This is a genomic window from Paractinoplanes ovalisporus, assembly GCF_016834655.1.
GTDB classification, from domain to species: domain Bacteria; phylum Actinomycetota; class Actinomycetes; order Mycobacteriales; family Micromonosporaceae; genus Actinoplanes; species Actinoplanes ovalisporus.
The window spans coordinates 177,345-193,355 of sequence record NZ_JAENHP010000014.1 but is presented as its reverse complement, the minus strand read 5'-3'; the positions used below and the strand labels follow the sequence as shown (position 1 = coordinate 193,355).

Here is a 16,011-nt window from a genome sequence, read left to right as displayed (position 1 = left end):
GACACCCCTGGTTGGTGTTGTCGACGAGCGCTCGAGCCGAGCATCGACGGCGACATCTTCGAGGGAAGGACCGCGGGAATGGCCGTGATACTGGCTCGTATCGGAGCCTTCTGCGCCCGCCGGCGCCGGCTCGTGCTCGGCGTCTGGCTGGCGGCGCTGCTGGTGACCACCGGCTTGGCCGTACGCCTGGCCGAACCGCTCACCGACGAGCTGACCCTGCCCGGCCTGCAGTCGACGCAGACGCTCGACCGGGTCGACCGGGAGTTCGGCGGTGGTGGCGACGATGCCGGCAAGGTGGTGGTCGCGGCACCGGCCGGGCAGACCCTCACCACGTACGGGCCGGCTCTGACCGCCCTGGGTCGGACGCTCGGGACGGAACCGGTCCTGTCTCCGGACGGCCGCATCGGATACTTCGAGACCGGTCACGCGCCCGAACCCGCCCTGTCCGCCGCGCGGGCCGCCGGGCTTCAGGTGGAGGAATCGTCCGAGCTGGCCGGGGCGCCGCACGGGGGCAGCTCGCCGGGTATCGGCCTGCTCATCGCGCTGATCGTCCTGCTGGTCACGTTCGGTTCGCTGACCGCGGCCGGGATGCCGCTGCTGACCGCTGTCCTGGGCCTGGCCGTCTCCCTGACCGGGCTGTACGCCGTCACCGCCTTTGCTCCGGTCAACTCGGTCGCGCCGACTCTGGCCGTCCTGCTCGGGCTGGCGGTGGGGATCGACTACGCGCTCTTCCTGGTCGACCGGCACCGCCGCCAGCTCCGGGAGGGCGCGACCGACGTACGGGCCTCGATCGCGCACGCGGTCGGCACGGCCGGCTCGGCGGTCTTCTTCGCCGCGCTCACCGTCATCATCGCGCTGGCCGGGCTGGCTGTCGCCCGCGTCGGTTTCCTCACCCAGATGGGTCTGGCCGCCGCCGGTGCGGTGCTGGTGGCGATGCTGCTGGCGCTGACCCTGACCCCGGCGTTGCTGAGCTTCGCCGGTCGCCGGGTGACCGGGCGGAAGATCTTTCCCGCCGTACGGGTGGCGCCCCGCTGGGCGGGATTCCTGGTCCGCCACCGCGGGCCGGCCGTGGTCGCCTCGGTGCTGGTGCTGGGTGTGCTCGCGGTGCCGGTGCTGAGCATGCGGCTGGGCCTGCCCAACGACGGCAACGACCCCGCGTCCTCGACCGACCGCCGCGCCTACGACCTGATCGCCGACGGCTTTGGCCCCGGCGCCAACGGCCCGCTGCTGGTGCTGGCCCCCGCCGCCGGCCGGGCGACCGAGGTGGCGGCCCGGATCGCCGGGGTGCCGGGGGTCGCGCGGGTGCTGCCGTCGGGCACGCACGGCGACGATGTGCTGTTCACCGTCGTCCCGGCCGGCGGCCCGTCCGACGCCGCGACCGCGGAGCTGGTGACGACCCTGCGGTCGCTTGACCTCGGCGTCCCACTGCTGGTGACCGGCCAGACCGCCATCGCGATCGACATCTCCGACCACTTGGCGCACGCGCTTCCGCTCTACCTCGCGCTGGTCGCCGGGTTCGCGTTCCTGTTGCTGATGGTCGTCTTCCGCTCGGTGCTGATCCCGGCCAAGGCGGTGCTCAGCTTCCTGCTCAGCCTGGGGGCGGCGCTGGGCGCCACCGTCGCTGTCTTCCAGTGGGGCTGGCTGGGCGACGTCTTCGGCGTCGACCCGACCGGCCCGCTGCTCAGCTTCCTGCCCACCATCGTCATCGGTGTCCTCTTCGGACTCTCTATGGACTACGAGATGTTCCTCGTCTCCGGCATGCATGAGGAGCACCGCCGCGGCACTCCACCCCGGCCGACCGTGACCGGCGGCTTCGCCCGCGGCGCCAAGGTGGTCACCGCCGCCGCCCTCATCATGATCGGCGTCTTCGGCGGCGGTGTGGCCGGCGGCGACCCGGTGACCCGGCCCATCGCTTTCGCCCTGGCCGTGGGCGTGCTGGTCGACGCCTTCATCGTGCGGCTCGTCCTGGTCCCGGCGGCCATCTCCCTGTTCGGCCGGGCCGCCTGGTGGCTCCCGAGGTGGCTGGACCGGATCGTTCCCCGGGTCGACGTCGAGGGCGCTGCCCTCGACCCCATCCCGGCGAACCGGCCGGCCCGCGCGTCCGTTTGATCAGGAAACACGCCGAAGGCGGGACTTCCCGAGGCGTACGACGACGGCGGTGCCCACGGCGAGGACCAGGGCCGAGAAGGTCGCAGTCTCGTCCTGGTCCAGGGTTCCGAAAATCGTGGAGAGAGAGTCGGACCAGAGGGTGAGCAGCATGGCCGCGAGACCGAGCAGCAAGCCGCCGATCTGCGCCATGATCAGCGCGACGGGCCAGGCCGCGACGGCGACGACCAGGGCGCGCAACGTACGACCGGTGATCAGCCCGACCACGGCGGCCAGGGCGGTCATGAAGACGGTCTGCATCACCATGAGGCCGACGTTGTTGTGGTGGATCTCCTGCAGCCATGAGTAGCCGGCGTTCTCGAGGATCAGCGTGTACCGGGCGGCGGTGAGCCGGAAGGCGACAGCGAGCACGGCGGTGGCGGTGGCGCCGATCGCCAGGGCCCAGAAGAGTTTGGTGAACAGCCACCGCGACCGGGGTACGGACTGGGTGAGGACGAAGGCTTCGCTCTGGTCCTCCCGTTCCCGGGCGAACAGCGGCACTCCCAGGATCAGGCCGACCAGCAGGGGGACGAACGCGGCCACGAGCGCCGTCGCCTGGGCCAGGCTGGTGGCGGTGCCCGCGGGCAGGCAGGTCACCGTCGGTTCGCAGAGACCCGTCCGGTCGGGTGCGTAGTCCGCGATGATGATTCCGTACGCGTCGGCGCGGCTCTGAATGGTGCGCGATGCCACCAGGATGAATGCCGCCGAGATCGCGCTCAGGGCGGCCGCGACGATCAGGTACGGCCGCAGCAGACGCAGGGCGAGCCAGGTCATGTGGTCACCTTCCGTGGGGATTCCGGGCCGGCTACGCGCAGGTAGCCCAGGAGCAGTTCCTCCAATGTCGGCCGGTGCCAGGCGAGGACGCCGTCCGGGAGAGGTTCGGCCGCTCGGACCAGAGCGGTGACGTCGCGGCCGGCGGTACGAGCCGTGACGATCTCCGTGTCGCCGAGCGCGTCGAGTTCGTTCCCGGCGCCCACCACGACCAGGTGCTGGTCCAGTGCCGGGGCCACCTCGGTGGCGAGGCGGACCTGTCCGCCGGTCATGACCACCACGTGGTCGCAGACACCCTCGATGTCGGCGATCACGTGCGACGACAGCAAAACGGTCGTGCCGTGGTCGGCGACGTCGGCCATCAGGATTCCGGTTACTTCGGCGCGGGCCACCGGGTCGAGCGGCGCCAGCGGTTCGTCCAGCAGAAGTAGGCCGGGCCGTTTGGCGAGGGCCATGATCAGGGCGAGGCGGGTCCGGTGTCCGGGGGCCAGGGCGCCCACCCGGGCCCGGGTCGGCATCGCCGCGTTGTCGGCGAGCCGATGCGCGTAGGCGGTGTCCCAGCGCGGATTCAGCCGGTGCCCGAGAGCCAGCGTCTGTGCGACGGTCAGCATCGGGTACAGCGACGGCTGCTGGGCCACGTATCCGATCCGGGTCAGTGTGGCGTCCCCAGCGGGGTTGCCGAACACCCGCACCGCACCGCCGTCCGGCTGCATCAGACCGGCCGCGGCCCGCATCAGCGTGCTCTTGCCGGCGCCGTTCCGCCCGACCAGCGCCGTGACGGCACCCTCGGGCACCGTGAACGAGCAGCCGTCCAGCGCGCGCCGCCCTCCGAAGCCGTGGGTGAGCCCGGTGACCTCGAGCGCCGGCACACGGTCAGCCGACACGGCGTTCTCCCTGCGCACCTGGCGCCGTTCCAGCCGCTACCTCAGCGATCAGTGCCTGCATGTCGGAGACGTCCAATCCGGCCGCGTGGGCGCGGACCGCCCAGCCCGCCAGTTCACGTCGTAGCACCTCGACGCTGTCTGGCAGCGGGGTCAGATGCTCGCGTACGAACGTGCCGGAGCCCTGCCTCGCCTCGACGAGCCCCGCCGTCTCCAGCTCCCGATAGGCCTTCAGGACGGTGTTGGGATTGATGCCGGTCTGCTCGGAGACCTCGCGAGCGGTGGGAAGCCGGTCCCCGGGCGCCAGCCGACCCATCCGGATCGCCTGACGGACCTGCTGCATCAGCTGCGCGTACACGGCGATCCCGGTTCGTCGGTCGATCCGGAAGATCACGAAAGCACCAATCATGTAGTGGACTAGTTGACTTGGGGACCATAACACCGCAGGGCAACGCCCGGCGTTTTGCCGGTCAGCTCGCCGGGTCTGGTCAGAAGGGGGTGTCGGTGCGGATGTAGGCCGGGAGGAGCTCGATCAGCCGTTCGGCGTGCCCGGCCGCGCCGCGCGCCGAGATCTCGACCCGGAGGCGTACGCCGGGGTGGCGGCGGTGGAAGTCACCGGCCAGCGCCGGCACGTCGACGCTGCTGATGCTGTGCAGGGTGCCGAACGTCAGGCTGCCCCGCAGGCCGTTCCGCTCCGCCCCGACCGCCGCCCGCACCATCGCCATCGGCGGTGACCTGACCGTGCACCGGCTCGGGTTCGGCACCATGCGCCTGCCCGGTCCCGGCATCTGGGGGCCGCCGCGCGACCACGACGAGGCGATCCGGGTGCTCCGGCTGGCGGTCGCGTCCGGGGTCGACTTCATCGACACGGCCGATTCCTACGGCCCCGCGGTCGCGGAGGAACTGATCCGCGAGGCGCTGCACCCGTACCCGGAAGGTCTGGCCCGCCGGCCATGGTGCCGATCCCCGGAACCTCGCGCGCCGACCACCTGGCCGACAACCTCGCGGCCGCCCGCGTCACCCTGACCAGCACCGAGATCGCCGCACTCGACCAGCTCAACTAGAAGGGCCGCAACCTCCTGTCGCGCGGGCCCTACGTCCGGGCCGGGTTCAGCGTCTACGAGCCGGTCGGCTGGAAGCCGCTGCGCGGTGTGCCGGCCGACTGGGAATCCGGCCGTCGCTGAAACCGGGGTCGCGGAGACCCAGAATGAGAGGCGTGACGATGCACGACGCGGACCTCCGCGGATTCGCCAGCGACAACTATTCCGGCGTCCACCCCGAGATTCTGGCCGCCCTCGCCGCCGCCAACGGCGGCCACCAGGTCAGCTACGGCGGTGACGTCTACACCGAGCGTCTGCAGGAGGTGTGCCGTCGCCACTTCGGCCCGGAGGCGCGGGCGTACCCGGTGCTCACCGGCACCGGCGCCAATGTGCTCGCTCTCCAGGCCGCCTGCGACCGCTGGGCCGCCGTCATCTGCGCCGAGAGCGCCCACCTCCACGTCGACGAGGGCGGAGCCCCCGAGAAGGTCGCCGGCCTCAAGCTCCTCACCGTCCCGGCCCTCGACGGCAAACTGACCATCGACGCGATCCGGCGCGAGGCCCGGGACTTCGACGACGAGCACCGCGCGCAGCCGCAGGTGATCTCCCTGGCCCAGGGCACCGAGCTGGGCACCGTCTACACCCCGGACGAGATCCGCGCCATCGCCGAGTTCGGCCACGCCCGCAACATGCTGGTCCACCTGGACGGCGCTCGTCTGGCCAACGCCGCCGCCCACCTCGGCCTGCCGCTGCGGGCGCTCACCACCGACGCCGGGGTCGACGTGCTCTCCTTGGGCGGGACCAAGAACGGCATGCTCCTCGGCGAAGCCGTCGTGATCCTCAACCCGGCCGCCGGTCGCGGCGTCCATCGGCTGCGCAAGTCGTCGATGCAGCTGGCCTCGAAGATGCGTTTCATCTCCGCCCAGTTGCTCGCCCTGTTCGAGGGCGACCTGTGGCTGCGCAACGCCACCCACGCCAACACGATGGCGACGTTGCTGCACGAGCGGATCCGCGGCCTTCCCGGCCTGGACGTGCTGTATCCGGTGCAGATGAACGCCGTGTTCGTCTCCCTCCCCGAACCCGCTTCGGCCGTCCTGCACCAGCAGTTTCATTTCTATGACTGGGCCGGATCCGGCACGCAGGCCCGCTGGATGACCAGCTTCGACACCACTCCGGGCGACATCCGGAACCTATCGGCAGCGGTGGCGAAGGCCCTGAAACAGTAGCGGGATTCGAGACGGGCAGCACCGGCGCTCCGGAGAGGGCGGCCATGCGCCCACACCGGGACGCGTCATATCAACCTGGCTGAGAGCCGGTCGCCGGTACGCCACCAGGTGTGGATTACGGATCAGCCCAGCAGGTTGCCGAGCACCTCCTGGGCGGCGCCGCTGTTACGGCCCAGGTTCGCCGCGTATGCCTGCAAGCTCAGCGAATCTTCCGTGTGCACACTGAACTGCTGGAACAACGGACCGACCTCACCCGAGAAGTACGCCGCGGCCAGCTGGGCCTCGGAGACGATGTGATGCTCGATCAGGCCGGTCACGCCGGCGATCTGGTTCCGATACTGGTCCTGGTCGCGCCTCACGGTGTTGGCCAGGCCCGGTTCGGCGAGCAGCTTGCGGGTGAAGTACTCGGTGGTGCCTTCGTTGAAATGCCAGCCCAGCACCGTGCGTACGGCGGTATGGCTGAACCAGTGCAAGGCCTCGTGATACTCGACGCCTATACCCTGATGGCCGGCATTGACGAGGATGTCGTTCCCGAGCCGGACGCCCGGGTCCTGCAAACCGTCGACGTAGCGCTGATCCCTTGCGGCAGCCGCTCGCCGCACCTCGTCATCGGTGGGCATGCGCTCGACGACGTTGGCGGCGCCCATCTGCTCGTTTGTCACGTAGTGCAGCTCCGGGCCGTTGGACAGCAGTTTGTCTTGCGGCAGGTACTGCGCCCAGCTCTGCGGCGCCGCCTGAAACGCGGCCATGATCGTGGCGACCGGGACCGGCCTGTTCAGCCCCGCTTCGGCCGCCGCTTCGGCCGCCGACTCGTCGACGCCGCCCAGCACCTCCGGCTTGATCCAGAAGGTGCCGTGCCCGCCCTCGATCTGCAGGGTGAACGGGGCCAGCTGCTCCTGGTCGATCTTCTCGGCGATCAGGTCGACGACGTGGTATTCGCCGGCCGGAACGCCCTCCCAGTCACCACCGCGGAAGCGAATGCCGACTACGCCCTCCGGAACCACCACTGGCGCGTCTTTCCCGTAGGCCAGCTGTTTCCCGGCCCAGAAGTTCTTCTCCAACTCCTCACGCTGAGCGGCGGCCATTTCGCGGATCTTGCTGTCGGTTACGTCGTAGCCAGGTTCTCGCAGGTAGTCGCGGCGGCCCCAGCGATATTTGTCCTTCTCCTCCGACATGAACGGGCGCATCAGCACCAGCGGCGCGCCGTCGGGGGCTGACGCCCACGTGTCGCCTGCCACCTCCCAGATCGCCATTATTTCGGGAGTCGGAAGACCGTCGAGGGTCGGCAGGCCGACTCCTTGCGTGGCCGTCACCTGGTAGCCGACGACCGGCACCCCGGGGCCGACGGGCACGGGTGGCTTGTAGGGCTTCGGGTTGCTGGTCCAGTTGTCCGTGAAGTTCGCCATCGTTCCCTCCTCATCCGCCTTCATCGTCGGCCTCCAGCCGGGCGATGCGTGTCGGGCGGGCGATACTCCGGGTCCGAAGAGCAGTCGTGTTCAGAGTCCGATCAGGACAATGGTGCGTTGCCGTCGTAGTTCGGCTGGCGTGTTCGGCCAGGTGAGTGGGCGTCGGCGAGGCCGAAGCCGCGGCTCAGGACTGAGCATTTGTCGTTGGCGCGCCGCTCACCGGGCGAAATATGTCTTGGTTCGCCGACCGCGGACCTGGGCAAACCCTGAAGCCTGACGCTCGTTCGACTATCCACGACAGACGGTTGGGACCTCCGTACGGCAGCAATGTGAGCAACGCTGTCCGGCCCGGCTCAGATCGAATCGCGGGCGGAGGTCCACGAGCTGTGCAGGGCCGTGTACTGCCCGTCCGCCGCCAGGAGCTCGGCGTGTGAACCTCGTTCGGACAGCCGGCCCTGGCTGAAGACCAGGATTTCGTCGGCGGTTTCGGCGGTGGCGAGCCGGTGGGCGATGAAGATTGCCGTGCGGCCGCGGGTCAGCCTGTTCAGGGCCTGCTGGAGGCAGACCTCGGTGGCCGGGTCGACGGCCGAGGTGGCCTCGTCGAAGACCAGCACGTCGGGGTGGGCCAGGTAGGCGCGGGCCAGGGCGACCAGTTGGCGTTCGCCGACCGAGAGGGACTCGCCGCGCTGGCCGACCTCGGTGGTCAGACCGGCCGGTAAGGTGGCCAGCCAGCCGCCGAGGCCCAGTTCCTCCATGGCGGTTTCTACTTCGGCGTCCGACACGTCGGGGGCGCCGTACCGGATGTTGTCCGCGATCGTGCCGCCGAACAGGAAGCCCTCCTGGGGGACCATGACCACCTGCCGGCGTAGCGACTGGAAGCGGACCTCGCGGATCGGCACGTCGCCCAGCAGCACCTGCCCGGAGCCGGGGTCGAGCAGGCGGGTGGCGAGCAGGGCGAAGGTGGTCTTGCCGGAGCCGGTCTCACCGACCACGGCGATGCGCCGGCCGGCGGGGATGGTCACGTTCACGTCGTGCAGCACCTGTTTGCCGCCGGGGTAGGCGAATCCGACGTTTTCGAAACGGATCGACGGGGCGCCGTCGGGCAGTGTGCGTCCGGACGGGCCGGGGTCCACCACGTCGGGGGTGGCGTCCAGGATGCCGAGGACACGGCGCCAGCCCGCTACGGCCTGCTGGATGTCTCCGACCGCGGCGACACCGATCTGCATGGGGGTGACGAAGAAGGCCGCCAGGAACAGCACCGCGACGAACTCGCCGACGGTCAGGCCGTCGCCGATCAGCCAGAAGCCGATGCCGATCAGCGCGACGTTGACGAGGCCGGGGATGGCTTCGCCGACCCCGAACGTGGCGGTGTTGATGCGGTGCGCCCGCATGTGCAGGCGACGGTTCTCCTCGATGATGGTGTCGGTGCGGGCGATGGTCCGGTCCTCGATGGCGTACGCACGGACGACCGAGGCGCCGACCAGGCCCTCCGCGGTGGTGCCGACAAGCCGCCCGACACCCTCGCGGACCGCGCTGAACAGCGGCGCCATCCGGGCCTGGGCCCACCGCAGGAAGACGATGAGGGGCAGGAACAGGGTCAGGACGACGAGGGTCAGCTGCCACGAGTAGAACGCCATCACGATCGTGGTGACGACGAGCTGTACCAGCGACACCGCGAACCGCAGGCCGCGGTACTGCAGGAAGCTCGTGACCGTGTCGATGTCGGAGGTCACCCGGGACACCAGCACGCCCCGGTGCTCCGCCTGCTGGTGCACGAGCGACAGGTCGTGCGCGTGCCGGAACGCGCGGATCCGGGTGTCGGCCAGGCCGGCCTCGGTCGCGTGGTAGAGGCGCAGGCTCAGCGCGTACGCGGCGGTGGCCGTGACCGCCGCGGCGACGATGGCCACGATGACGATCGTGGTCACCATGCCCACGTCGACACCGCCGGGCGCGGCGATCCCGTGGTCGATGCCGCGCTGGATGGTCACCGGGACGATCACCCGGCCGGCCATGGCGACCAGGCCGAGAGTGAGCGTCCAGCCGATGCCGGAGAGGAAGTGCGGGGACAGCGTGATCCCGCGCCGGAAGATGGACAGCGCGGACCCGCGCGCGTCCGCGATGATCGCCGGTGCCGTGGTCATCGGCCCGACACCTCCTCGAACTCGGGCGACGCCGGGTTCGACGGGGTCGCCCCGGAACGTTCCTCGCGGTCGCGTTGATAGGCCGTGATCAGCTCGCGGTAGCCGGCGCAGTCGCGCAGCAGGCTCTCGTGTTCGCCGGTGGCGACGACGCGGCCCTCCTCCATGTAGACGACCTCGTCGGCCAGGGCGATGGTGGCGACCCGATGCGTCACCACGAGCGTGGTCATCCCGGCGGACTCGGCGAGTCCGCCCAGGATGGCTGCCTCGACCCGCGGGTCGATCGCGGAGGTGGCATCGTCCAGGACGAGCAGGCCGGGACGACGGATCAGGGCGCGGACGATCGCCAGCCGCTGCCGCTGACCGCCGGAGAGGGTGGTCCCGCGTTCGCCGACCGCCGAGTCCAGGCCGTCGGGCAGGTCGCGGACAAAACTGTCGGCCTGCGCGGTGTGCAGCGCCGCCCAGATGTCGGCGTCGCTCGTCGGCCGGTCCAGCGCCACGTTGCCGCGCACCGTGTCCTTGAACAGGAAGGTCTGCTGCGGCACGACGGAGATTCGCTCGGCCACCGCGCCTCGGGCGTACGACCGCAGGTCCTGCCCGTCCAGGGTGATCGTGCCGTGGTCCGGGTCGGCCAGCCGGCCGATCAGCGAGACCAGCGTGGACTTGCCACATCCGGTCGGGCCGACGAGGGCGACCGTGCGGCCCGGCCGCAGGGTCAGCGCAACGTCGCGCAGGGTTGCCGTGTCCGCGCCGGGATAGGTGTAGCCGACCCGGTCGGCGGTCAGCGTCGCGTGTCCGCCGTCGTGTGCCTGCTCCGGGCCGTACGTCAGTTCGCCGTCGGCCTCGAGCACCCGGCGGACCCGCTGGTAGGCCGTGGCGTTGACCGGGAACTCGCCGAGGATCCAGCCGATCGACAGGACCGGGAACGCCAGCACCGCGATGAGGTAGGCCACGTGCACCACGTCACCGGCGCGGGCGTCGCCGGAGGACACCCGGACCGCGCCGATCAGCAGCACGGTCAGCATGGCGATGTTGGGCAGCGCCTCCATGACCGGGTCGTAGAGGGAGCGGATCCGCCCGGCGGCGACGTTGGCGTGCCGGAGCCGGTCGACGGACTCGGCGAACCGGCGGGTCTCGTGATCCTCACGGCCGAGCGCCTTGACCACCAGCGCCCCGTCGACACTCTCGTGGGTCACGGCGCTGAGGTCGCCGCGCAGATGCTGGGCCCGGGCGACCAGGGGGCCGGCGTAGCGCTCGTAGACCAGGCTGAAGCCGAGCACCAGGGCGAACAGCACAAATCCCACGACGGCCAGGCTCACATCGGTGGCGAGCATGTCGCCCAGCCCGAGGGCGAGCATGAAGACCGCGCTCAACGCCGAGGGCAGCAGGTAGAGCGCCTGCCAGGTGGTGGAGACGTCGGCGTTGATCGTGGACAGCAGGTCACCGGCCGGGTTGCGCTGGTGCCAGGCGAGCGGGAGGTGGCTGTACCGGCGGATGAGCCGGCGTTGCATGGCGGCCTCGACGCGGAAGTGCAGGACACCGGCGAGGTATTCGCGGGCGACAAAACCCAGCACCTTCAGCAGCGCGATCGCGGTCAGCAGCCAGCACAGCCCGGCGAGTGCGGCTCCGGCCGGGCCACCGTCACGGGCCGCCGGCAGCAGCACCTCGTCGACGGCGTTGCCCAGGGCCCACGCCGAGGCGATCGTCATGCCGGCGTACAGCGCGCTGCCCGCGACGGCGCCGGCGAAGCAGGCGGGTTCGGCCCGCACCGCCGCCGCCAGGAGACGGATCCCTTGCCAGGCAAGGGATCCGTGGCCGCCGGTTCTGCCCTCGGCCGCTGTCATGTCTTGTCACCTTTCGCTCCGGTGTGCCCGCGCCGGCATTACGCCCGGCCGTGCCCACTCATTAGGGGGCACGGCGGTCGGTGCGAACCAGGGATCTCCGGGTGGGACAACCGGCGTGGCACGTCATCGCCAGGCCTACGAATCACTCCGAATCGGACACCCGGGCGTGATCGGCGCGGGGCCGGGGATGCACCATCATCTGGCTCTGAGCCTGCACGCCGGCCTGGAACCGGCTGTCCGCGCCGAGGCTCTGCATCACCTCGGAGATGTGCCGGCGGCAGGTGCGCACCGAGAAGCCGAGGCGGCGGGCGATGACTTCGTCCTTGGCGCCGGTGGCCATGAGTTGCAGAATGGCGTTCTTCACCTGGTCGGAGATTTTATCCGGCTGTGGACTGTGCGGTTGGAATGGTTCCGCCCGGTCCCAGGTGACGTGAAACATCTTCACCAGGAACGAGATAAGCGAAGGCTGGCGGATAACAATTGCGCCACTTCCCGTTTCCGGTTGCGCGTCGCCATTCGGAACGTCGTCCGGATCGGTGCGCCACCGCATCGGCAGGAAGCAGACCCGGCGGTCGAACAGCAGCATCCGGTCCGGGATCTCGTCGACCGTACGGAAATCGGCGCCCGCCCGGGTGAGCGTCTCCACGTAGCCGGATGTCGGCAGGTGGTAGCGCGATCCGTGCTGGTACACCGTGCGTAACTGGGCGCCCCGGCGCAGCAGCCCCAGGTCGCGCTTCTGCGCCTGGGCAAGACGTTCGACCGGACGGCCCCCGCCGGGCTGCAGCGCGAGCACCTCCTCGGCGCAGCGGTCGGCCTCGACCTCGATCAGCCGGTTCACCGCGCGGCCGTCGAGCACGGTCGCGAACTCGTTCTCCGTCGGATCGCGGTGGGCGGCGTGCAGCGGGACCAGCGTGCGCACCTGGGTGCGCAGCTGCTCGGCCATCTCGGCGAGCCGCCGGCTCTGGACCTCCATCGGCGTCACGAGGCTGCCGATGGCGAGATCCGGGTTCGCCGCGACCCACGTCGTGTCGTTCACCCGCTCGATCAGATGCAATGTCTCCAAAGTGGAGAATGCGGTGGCCGCAGCGGCCGCGGAAACGTCGTGGGCCCTGATCAGGGCTTCGTTGTCGCGCCTTCCCGTCTGCAGAACGCATTGGTACGCGGCAATGGCGAGGTCATCCAATGCGGGAATGTTGGGTGACTCATGCAATGTTCTCCCCCGAGAAGCAAGCGCAGTTGTGCAGATGCGGCGGGCCGCATCGCCAACCGGCTCGAAATCTAGCCGGTAATCTTCATCACCCGCAACCCCGATCGATTTCCCCTCGATAGATGAAACGGTTAATCCAACCGTCCCAGGACTTGGTGGCCGAGGAGTTCGAGGTGGTCGCAATCGGCCATGTTCAGGACCTGCAAGTAGATGCGCTGCACACCCGCCTCGGCATAGCGGCCGATCTTGTCGACGATCTCCGCGGGCGATCCGCCGAGCCCGGTTGCCCGAACTTCCGCTACCCCGCGGTCGATCGACCGCGCCCGGGCCGCCACCTCCGCATCACTGCTGCCGCAGCACGCGACCAGAGCGATCGAGTACGTCAGCTCGCCCGGGTCGCGGCCGATCGCCGTGCACGCCGCGCGGACCCGGTCGAACTGCTCGCGCGCCTGGTCCGGGCGGACGAAGCCGATGTTGAACTCGTCGGCGTACCGGGCCGCCAGCTCCGGGGTACGCCGCACGCCCTTGCCGCCGACGATGATCGGGGGACCGGGGCGCTGGCTCGGCTTCGGCAACGCCGGGCAGTTCACCAGCTCGTAGTGCTTCCCGGTGTGGGTGAACCGCTCGCCCTCCGGGGTACGCCAGATCCCGGTGATCACCTCGAGCTGTTCCTCGAGCAGGTCGAAGCGCCGCTCCGGAAACGGCAGGCCCCAGGCGGTGTGCTCCTCGGCGTACCAGCCCGTGCCCAGTCCCAGCTCGATCCGGCCGCCGGCCATCTCGTCCACCTGGGCGACCTGCATCGCGAGCGGTCCCGGCGATCGCAGGGTCACCGGTGACACCAGGGTGCCCAGCCGGATCGAACGGGTCTCCCGGGCCAGACCGGCGAGGGTGGTCCAGGCGTCGCTCGGCCCGGGCCGGCCGTCGACCGCGCCCACGGCGAGGTAGTGGTCCGAGCGGAAGAAACCGCCGAACCCCAGATCCTCGCTCAGCTGCGCCGCCTCCAGCTGCGTCGCGTAGCTCGCGCCCTGCTGGGGCTCCACGAAGATGCGCAGATCGACCTTGGTTGTTGTCATCGGATCACACCGTTTCTGTTGTTGTCCTGTGTGCTCTGTTCCTGCGGTGGCGTCCAGCGCCGGACACCGAGCTCCGTCATCGCCGAGATCGCCTCGTCGCAGGCGGCCGCCGCCTCCTGCCGGGTGACCGGACGCCAGTCCGAGGCGACCTCCAGCCGTACGGTCACCCTGCGATGCCCGTCGGGCAGGCGCGCGTCCCGGTAGACGTCGACGATGCCCGCGCGGCGAAGGGCGGCCGGCCCCGCACGCAGCAGTCCGGCCAGCTCGGCGGCTGGGACCTCGTCCGGTACGAGCAGGTTGACGTCGGTCTCGATGGTCCGCTGGGCCGGGGGTGCGACCAGCCGGCGATGAACGGCCGGATCGGCCAGCAGCGCGACGAGGTCGACCTCGGCCGCGGCGAACGTCCAGGTCCCCGGTACCCCGAGCGCGGACCCGGCCAGCAGGCCCATCCACCCGGCACAGCGGCCCGCCGCGACGAACTCGACCGCTGTGCCGGGCCGATACAGTGCCCGTTCGGCGGCCCGGACTGTCAGAACGGGCACGCCCGCGGCGCGTGCCGCCGACCGGACGGCCGCTCCGACCTGATGCAACGCCGTCTCGGCGGCGTCCGGTCCGGATCCTTCCGGCAGGGCCCGGACCACCGCGAGCTGGGGCCGTTCCCGGTGATCGCCGGCTTCGGGGAGAACCACGGCGCCGGTCTCGACGAGGTCGAGGTGCCGGCCGCGCCGGCCGGTCTGGGCCGCCGCGACGGCGGCCAGGCCGGGCAGCAGGCTGCGCCGGACGATGCGCCCGGTCCGGCTCCCGCCCCGGTGCAGGTGCAGGGCGGAGGTCCGGACAGGTGCGTCCGCGTCGATCACCATCGGCGTGACCACCTCCTGGAACCCGTGTGCGACCGCGGCGTCACGCGCGGCCCGGCTCCGGGCGGACCGGTCGTCGCGCGGTGGCGGCACCGGGTCGCCCGGCACAGTTCCCGGCAGCGCGCGGTAACCGGTGAGCCGGACGATCTCCGCGATCAGATCCGGCCGGGTGCGCAGATCGGTGCGGTGCGCCGGGATCGCGACCACCAGGCGGTTGGGGCCCGCGGCCCGGACCGTCAGCCCGCGTCCGGTCAGAAGGCGTGCGCACTCGTCGGTGGACAGCGGCAGGCCGAGGCGCGAACCAGTGTCGGCGACATCGACCAGGATCTCGTGGCGCGGGGCCGCGGGACCCTCGGTGGTCGCCCGGACCGGTGGGCGGCCGGGCGCGAGCAGCGCGGCGACCCGGTGGACGGCCCGGTCGCACCGGTCGCCGTCGGCGGACACCTCGGTGCGGGCGGCGGCGAGGACGAGCAGGCGCGGGGGCGCGGTGTTTTCGGGCGTACGGGCGGCGACGTGTACCGCGAGCTCGGCCGGCCACCGTACGGCGGGACCGGTCCGGACTGCTTGATCCCCGCCCACGGTGACGTCGACCGGCCCGGCCGCCGACAGCTCCACCGTGACCAGTCGTACCCCGAACTCGTAAGCGGCGACGCGCACCGCACCGGTCACCGGATCGTCGTCGTCCAGGCCGGTCAGCCGCAGCCGGTCGCGGAGCAGATCCGGCATCCGCTCGGCCGCGCCCCCAGGCAGGATCGCCGCGCAGACCGTCCACCCGCAACCGTCGACGGAGAGCCGGATGGTGTCGCCGTCGCCGTGCGGGCCCGGTTCGCCGTGCGGTGTCACCCGGTGGCGGTCGCGGTCGCGCTGGGCGATCTCCCCGGCGAGACCCCACAGGCCGTCGCAGTCGGCGAGTTCGGTGGGCACGGTCAGATGCAGGATGTCATCGGCCACCGACGCCGGCGCCGGGTCGAGGGCCGCGGCGACGGGAGTGCCGGGTGCGGTTGCGGGCGGCAGGACGATGGCCGTACCGGACGGGCCCAGCCCCAGCCCGGCCGGCGTGCACACCAGCCCGACCGGGTCACCGTCGCGGGCCGGGGCGGGGACGATGTCGAGCCCGTGGGCCGTCCCCGCGGAACCAGGGGCGTAAAGCCGGGCCCCGGGCAGCGCGACCGCCACCATGCTGCCCGGCGCGGGACGGGCGCCGGCGGGCAGCCGCACGGGCTCCGGTGCCGGGAGGGCCGCGAATGTCGTCCCGTCGCGTTCCTCCCCGAGACGTCCCGCGACGATCCGCGGGCTGCGCCACCCCGGCACGTCGACCCGGGTGATCGCCATGCCGGCGGTGCCGAGCAGGTCGTCGGCCTCCCGCACGGTCACGGGCTTGCTCAGAAACTCGTTGAGCCACGAGAGCGGTACACGCATGATGTCT

Annotated in this window: 12 protein-coding genes and 1 pseudogene; 3 read left to right on the top strand and 10 right to left on the bottom strand. The window is 71.0% G+C overall.

All coding sequences use genetic code 11. From position 1 onward, the window contains the following. The first annotated feature begins 78 nt into the window (after nucleotides 1–78). Complete coding sequence (locus JIG36_RS33265; RefSeq protein ID WP_203380376.1) at nucleotides 79–2,109, top strand: MMPL family transporter; 2,031 nt, start codon at nucleotides 79–81, stop codon at nucleotides 2,107–2,109. Here the strand turns inward: JIG36_RS33265 and JIG36_RS33260 are convergent, their stop codons facing one another. The 4 genes from JIG36_RS33260 to JIG36_RS52510 all read right to left on the bottom strand — a co-directional run bounded on the left by JIG36_RS33260 (nucleotide 2,110) and on the right by JIG36_RS52510 (nucleotide 4,522). After that, on the bottom strand, nucleotides 2,110–2,919 hold the full coding sequence (locus tag JIG36_RS33260; protein ID WP_203380375.1) for an ABC-2 membrane transporter-related protein: 810 nt from the start codon (nucleotides 2,917–2,919) through the stop codon (nucleotides 2,110–2,112). Further along, on the bottom strand, nucleotides 2,916–3,800 hold the full coding sequence (locus tag JIG36_RS33255; RefSeq protein WP_203380374.1) for an ABC transporter ATP-binding protein: 885 nt from the start codon (nucleotides 3,798–3,800) through the stop codon (nucleotides 2,916–2,918). The genes JIG36_RS33260 and JIG36_RS33255 overlap by 4 nt, the downstream gene beginning before the upstream one ends. Then, on the bottom strand, nucleotides 3,790–4,206 hold the full coding sequence (locus JIG36_RS33250) for a GntR family transcriptional regulator (RefSeq protein WP_203380373.1): 417 nt from the start codon (nucleotides 4,204–4,206) through the stop codon (nucleotides 3,790–3,792). Before JIG36_RS33250 ends, JIG36_RS33255 begins: the two co-directional genes overlap by 11 nt. Nucleotides 4,207–4,285: 79 nt before the next feature. Further along, complete coding sequence (locus JIG36_RS52510; RefSeq protein WP_236048697.1) at nucleotides 4,286–4,522, bottom strand: LysR substrate-binding domain-containing protein; 237 nt, start codon at nucleotides 4,520–4,522, stop codon at nucleotides 4,286–4,288. Between JIG36_RS52510 and JIG36_RS33240 the strand changes: the two are divergent. Both JIG36_RS33240 and JIG36_RS33235 read left to right on the top strand, forming a co-directional pair. After that, a pseudogene (locus JIG36_RS33240) lies at nucleotides 4,443–4,739 on the top strand (aldo/keto reductase); the annotation flags it as partial. The gene JIG36_RS52510 and the pseudogene JIG36_RS33240 sit on opposite strands and share 80 nt — an antisense overlap. A gap of 280 nt (nucleotides 4,740–5,019) precedes the next feature. Next, entirely contained in the window at nucleotides 5,020–6,060 is a 1,041-nt protein-coding gene (locus tag JIG36_RS33235) for a threonine aldolase family protein (protein ID WP_236048682.1), read from the top strand. Between the two features lie 122 nt (nucleotides 6,061–6,182). Here JIG36_RS33235 and JIG36_RS33230 read toward each other — a convergent pair whose 3' ends face one another. The 6 genes from JIG36_RS33230 to JIG36_RS33205 all read right to left on the bottom strand — a co-directional run bounded on the left by JIG36_RS33230 (nucleotide 6,183) and on the right by JIG36_RS33205 (nucleotide 16,004). Next, nucleotides 6,183–7,466 carry a hypothetical protein gene (locus JIG36_RS33230; protein ID WP_203380369.1) on the bottom strand — a complete coding sequence of 428 codons (1,284 nt, stop codon included), beginning with the start codon at nucleotides 7,464–7,466 and terminating at the stop codon, nucleotides 6,183–6,185. A gap of 353 nt (nucleotides 7,467–7,819) precedes the next feature. Beyond that, on the bottom strand, nucleotides 7,820–9,607 hold the full coding sequence (locus JIG36_RS33225) for an ABC transporter ATP-binding protein (protein WP_203380368.1): 1,788 nt from the start codon (nucleotides 9,605–9,607) through the stop codon (nucleotides 7,820–7,822). Next, a complete protein-coding gene (locus tag JIG36_RS33220; protein WP_203380367.1) occupies nucleotides 9,604–11,448 on the bottom strand; it encodes an ABC transporter ATP-binding protein in 1,845 nt (614 codons plus the stop codon). The genes JIG36_RS33225 and JIG36_RS33220 overlap by 4 nt, the downstream gene beginning before the upstream one ends. A gap of 142 nt (nucleotides 11,449–11,590) precedes the next feature. Beyond that, entirely contained in the window at nucleotides 11,591–12,631 is a 1,041-nt protein-coding gene (locus JIG36_RS33215; RefSeq protein ID WP_203380366.1) for a LuxR C-terminal-related transcriptional regulator, read from the bottom strand. Nucleotides 12,632–12,786: 155 nt separating this feature from the next. Beyond that, complete coding sequence (locus tag JIG36_RS33210) at nucleotides 12,787–13,728, bottom strand: LLM class F420-dependent oxidoreductase (protein WP_203380365.1); 942 nt, start codon at nucleotides 13,726–13,728, stop codon at nucleotides 12,787–12,789. After that, entirely contained in the window at nucleotides 13,725–16,004 is a 2,280-nt protein-coding gene (locus JIG36_RS33205) for a phenylalanine--tRNA ligase subunit beta-related protein (RefSeq protein WP_203380364.1), read from the bottom strand. The genes JIG36_RS33210 and JIG36_RS33205 overlap by 4 nt, the downstream gene beginning before the upstream one ends. Nucleotides 16,005–16,011 lie beyond the last annotated feature (7 nt).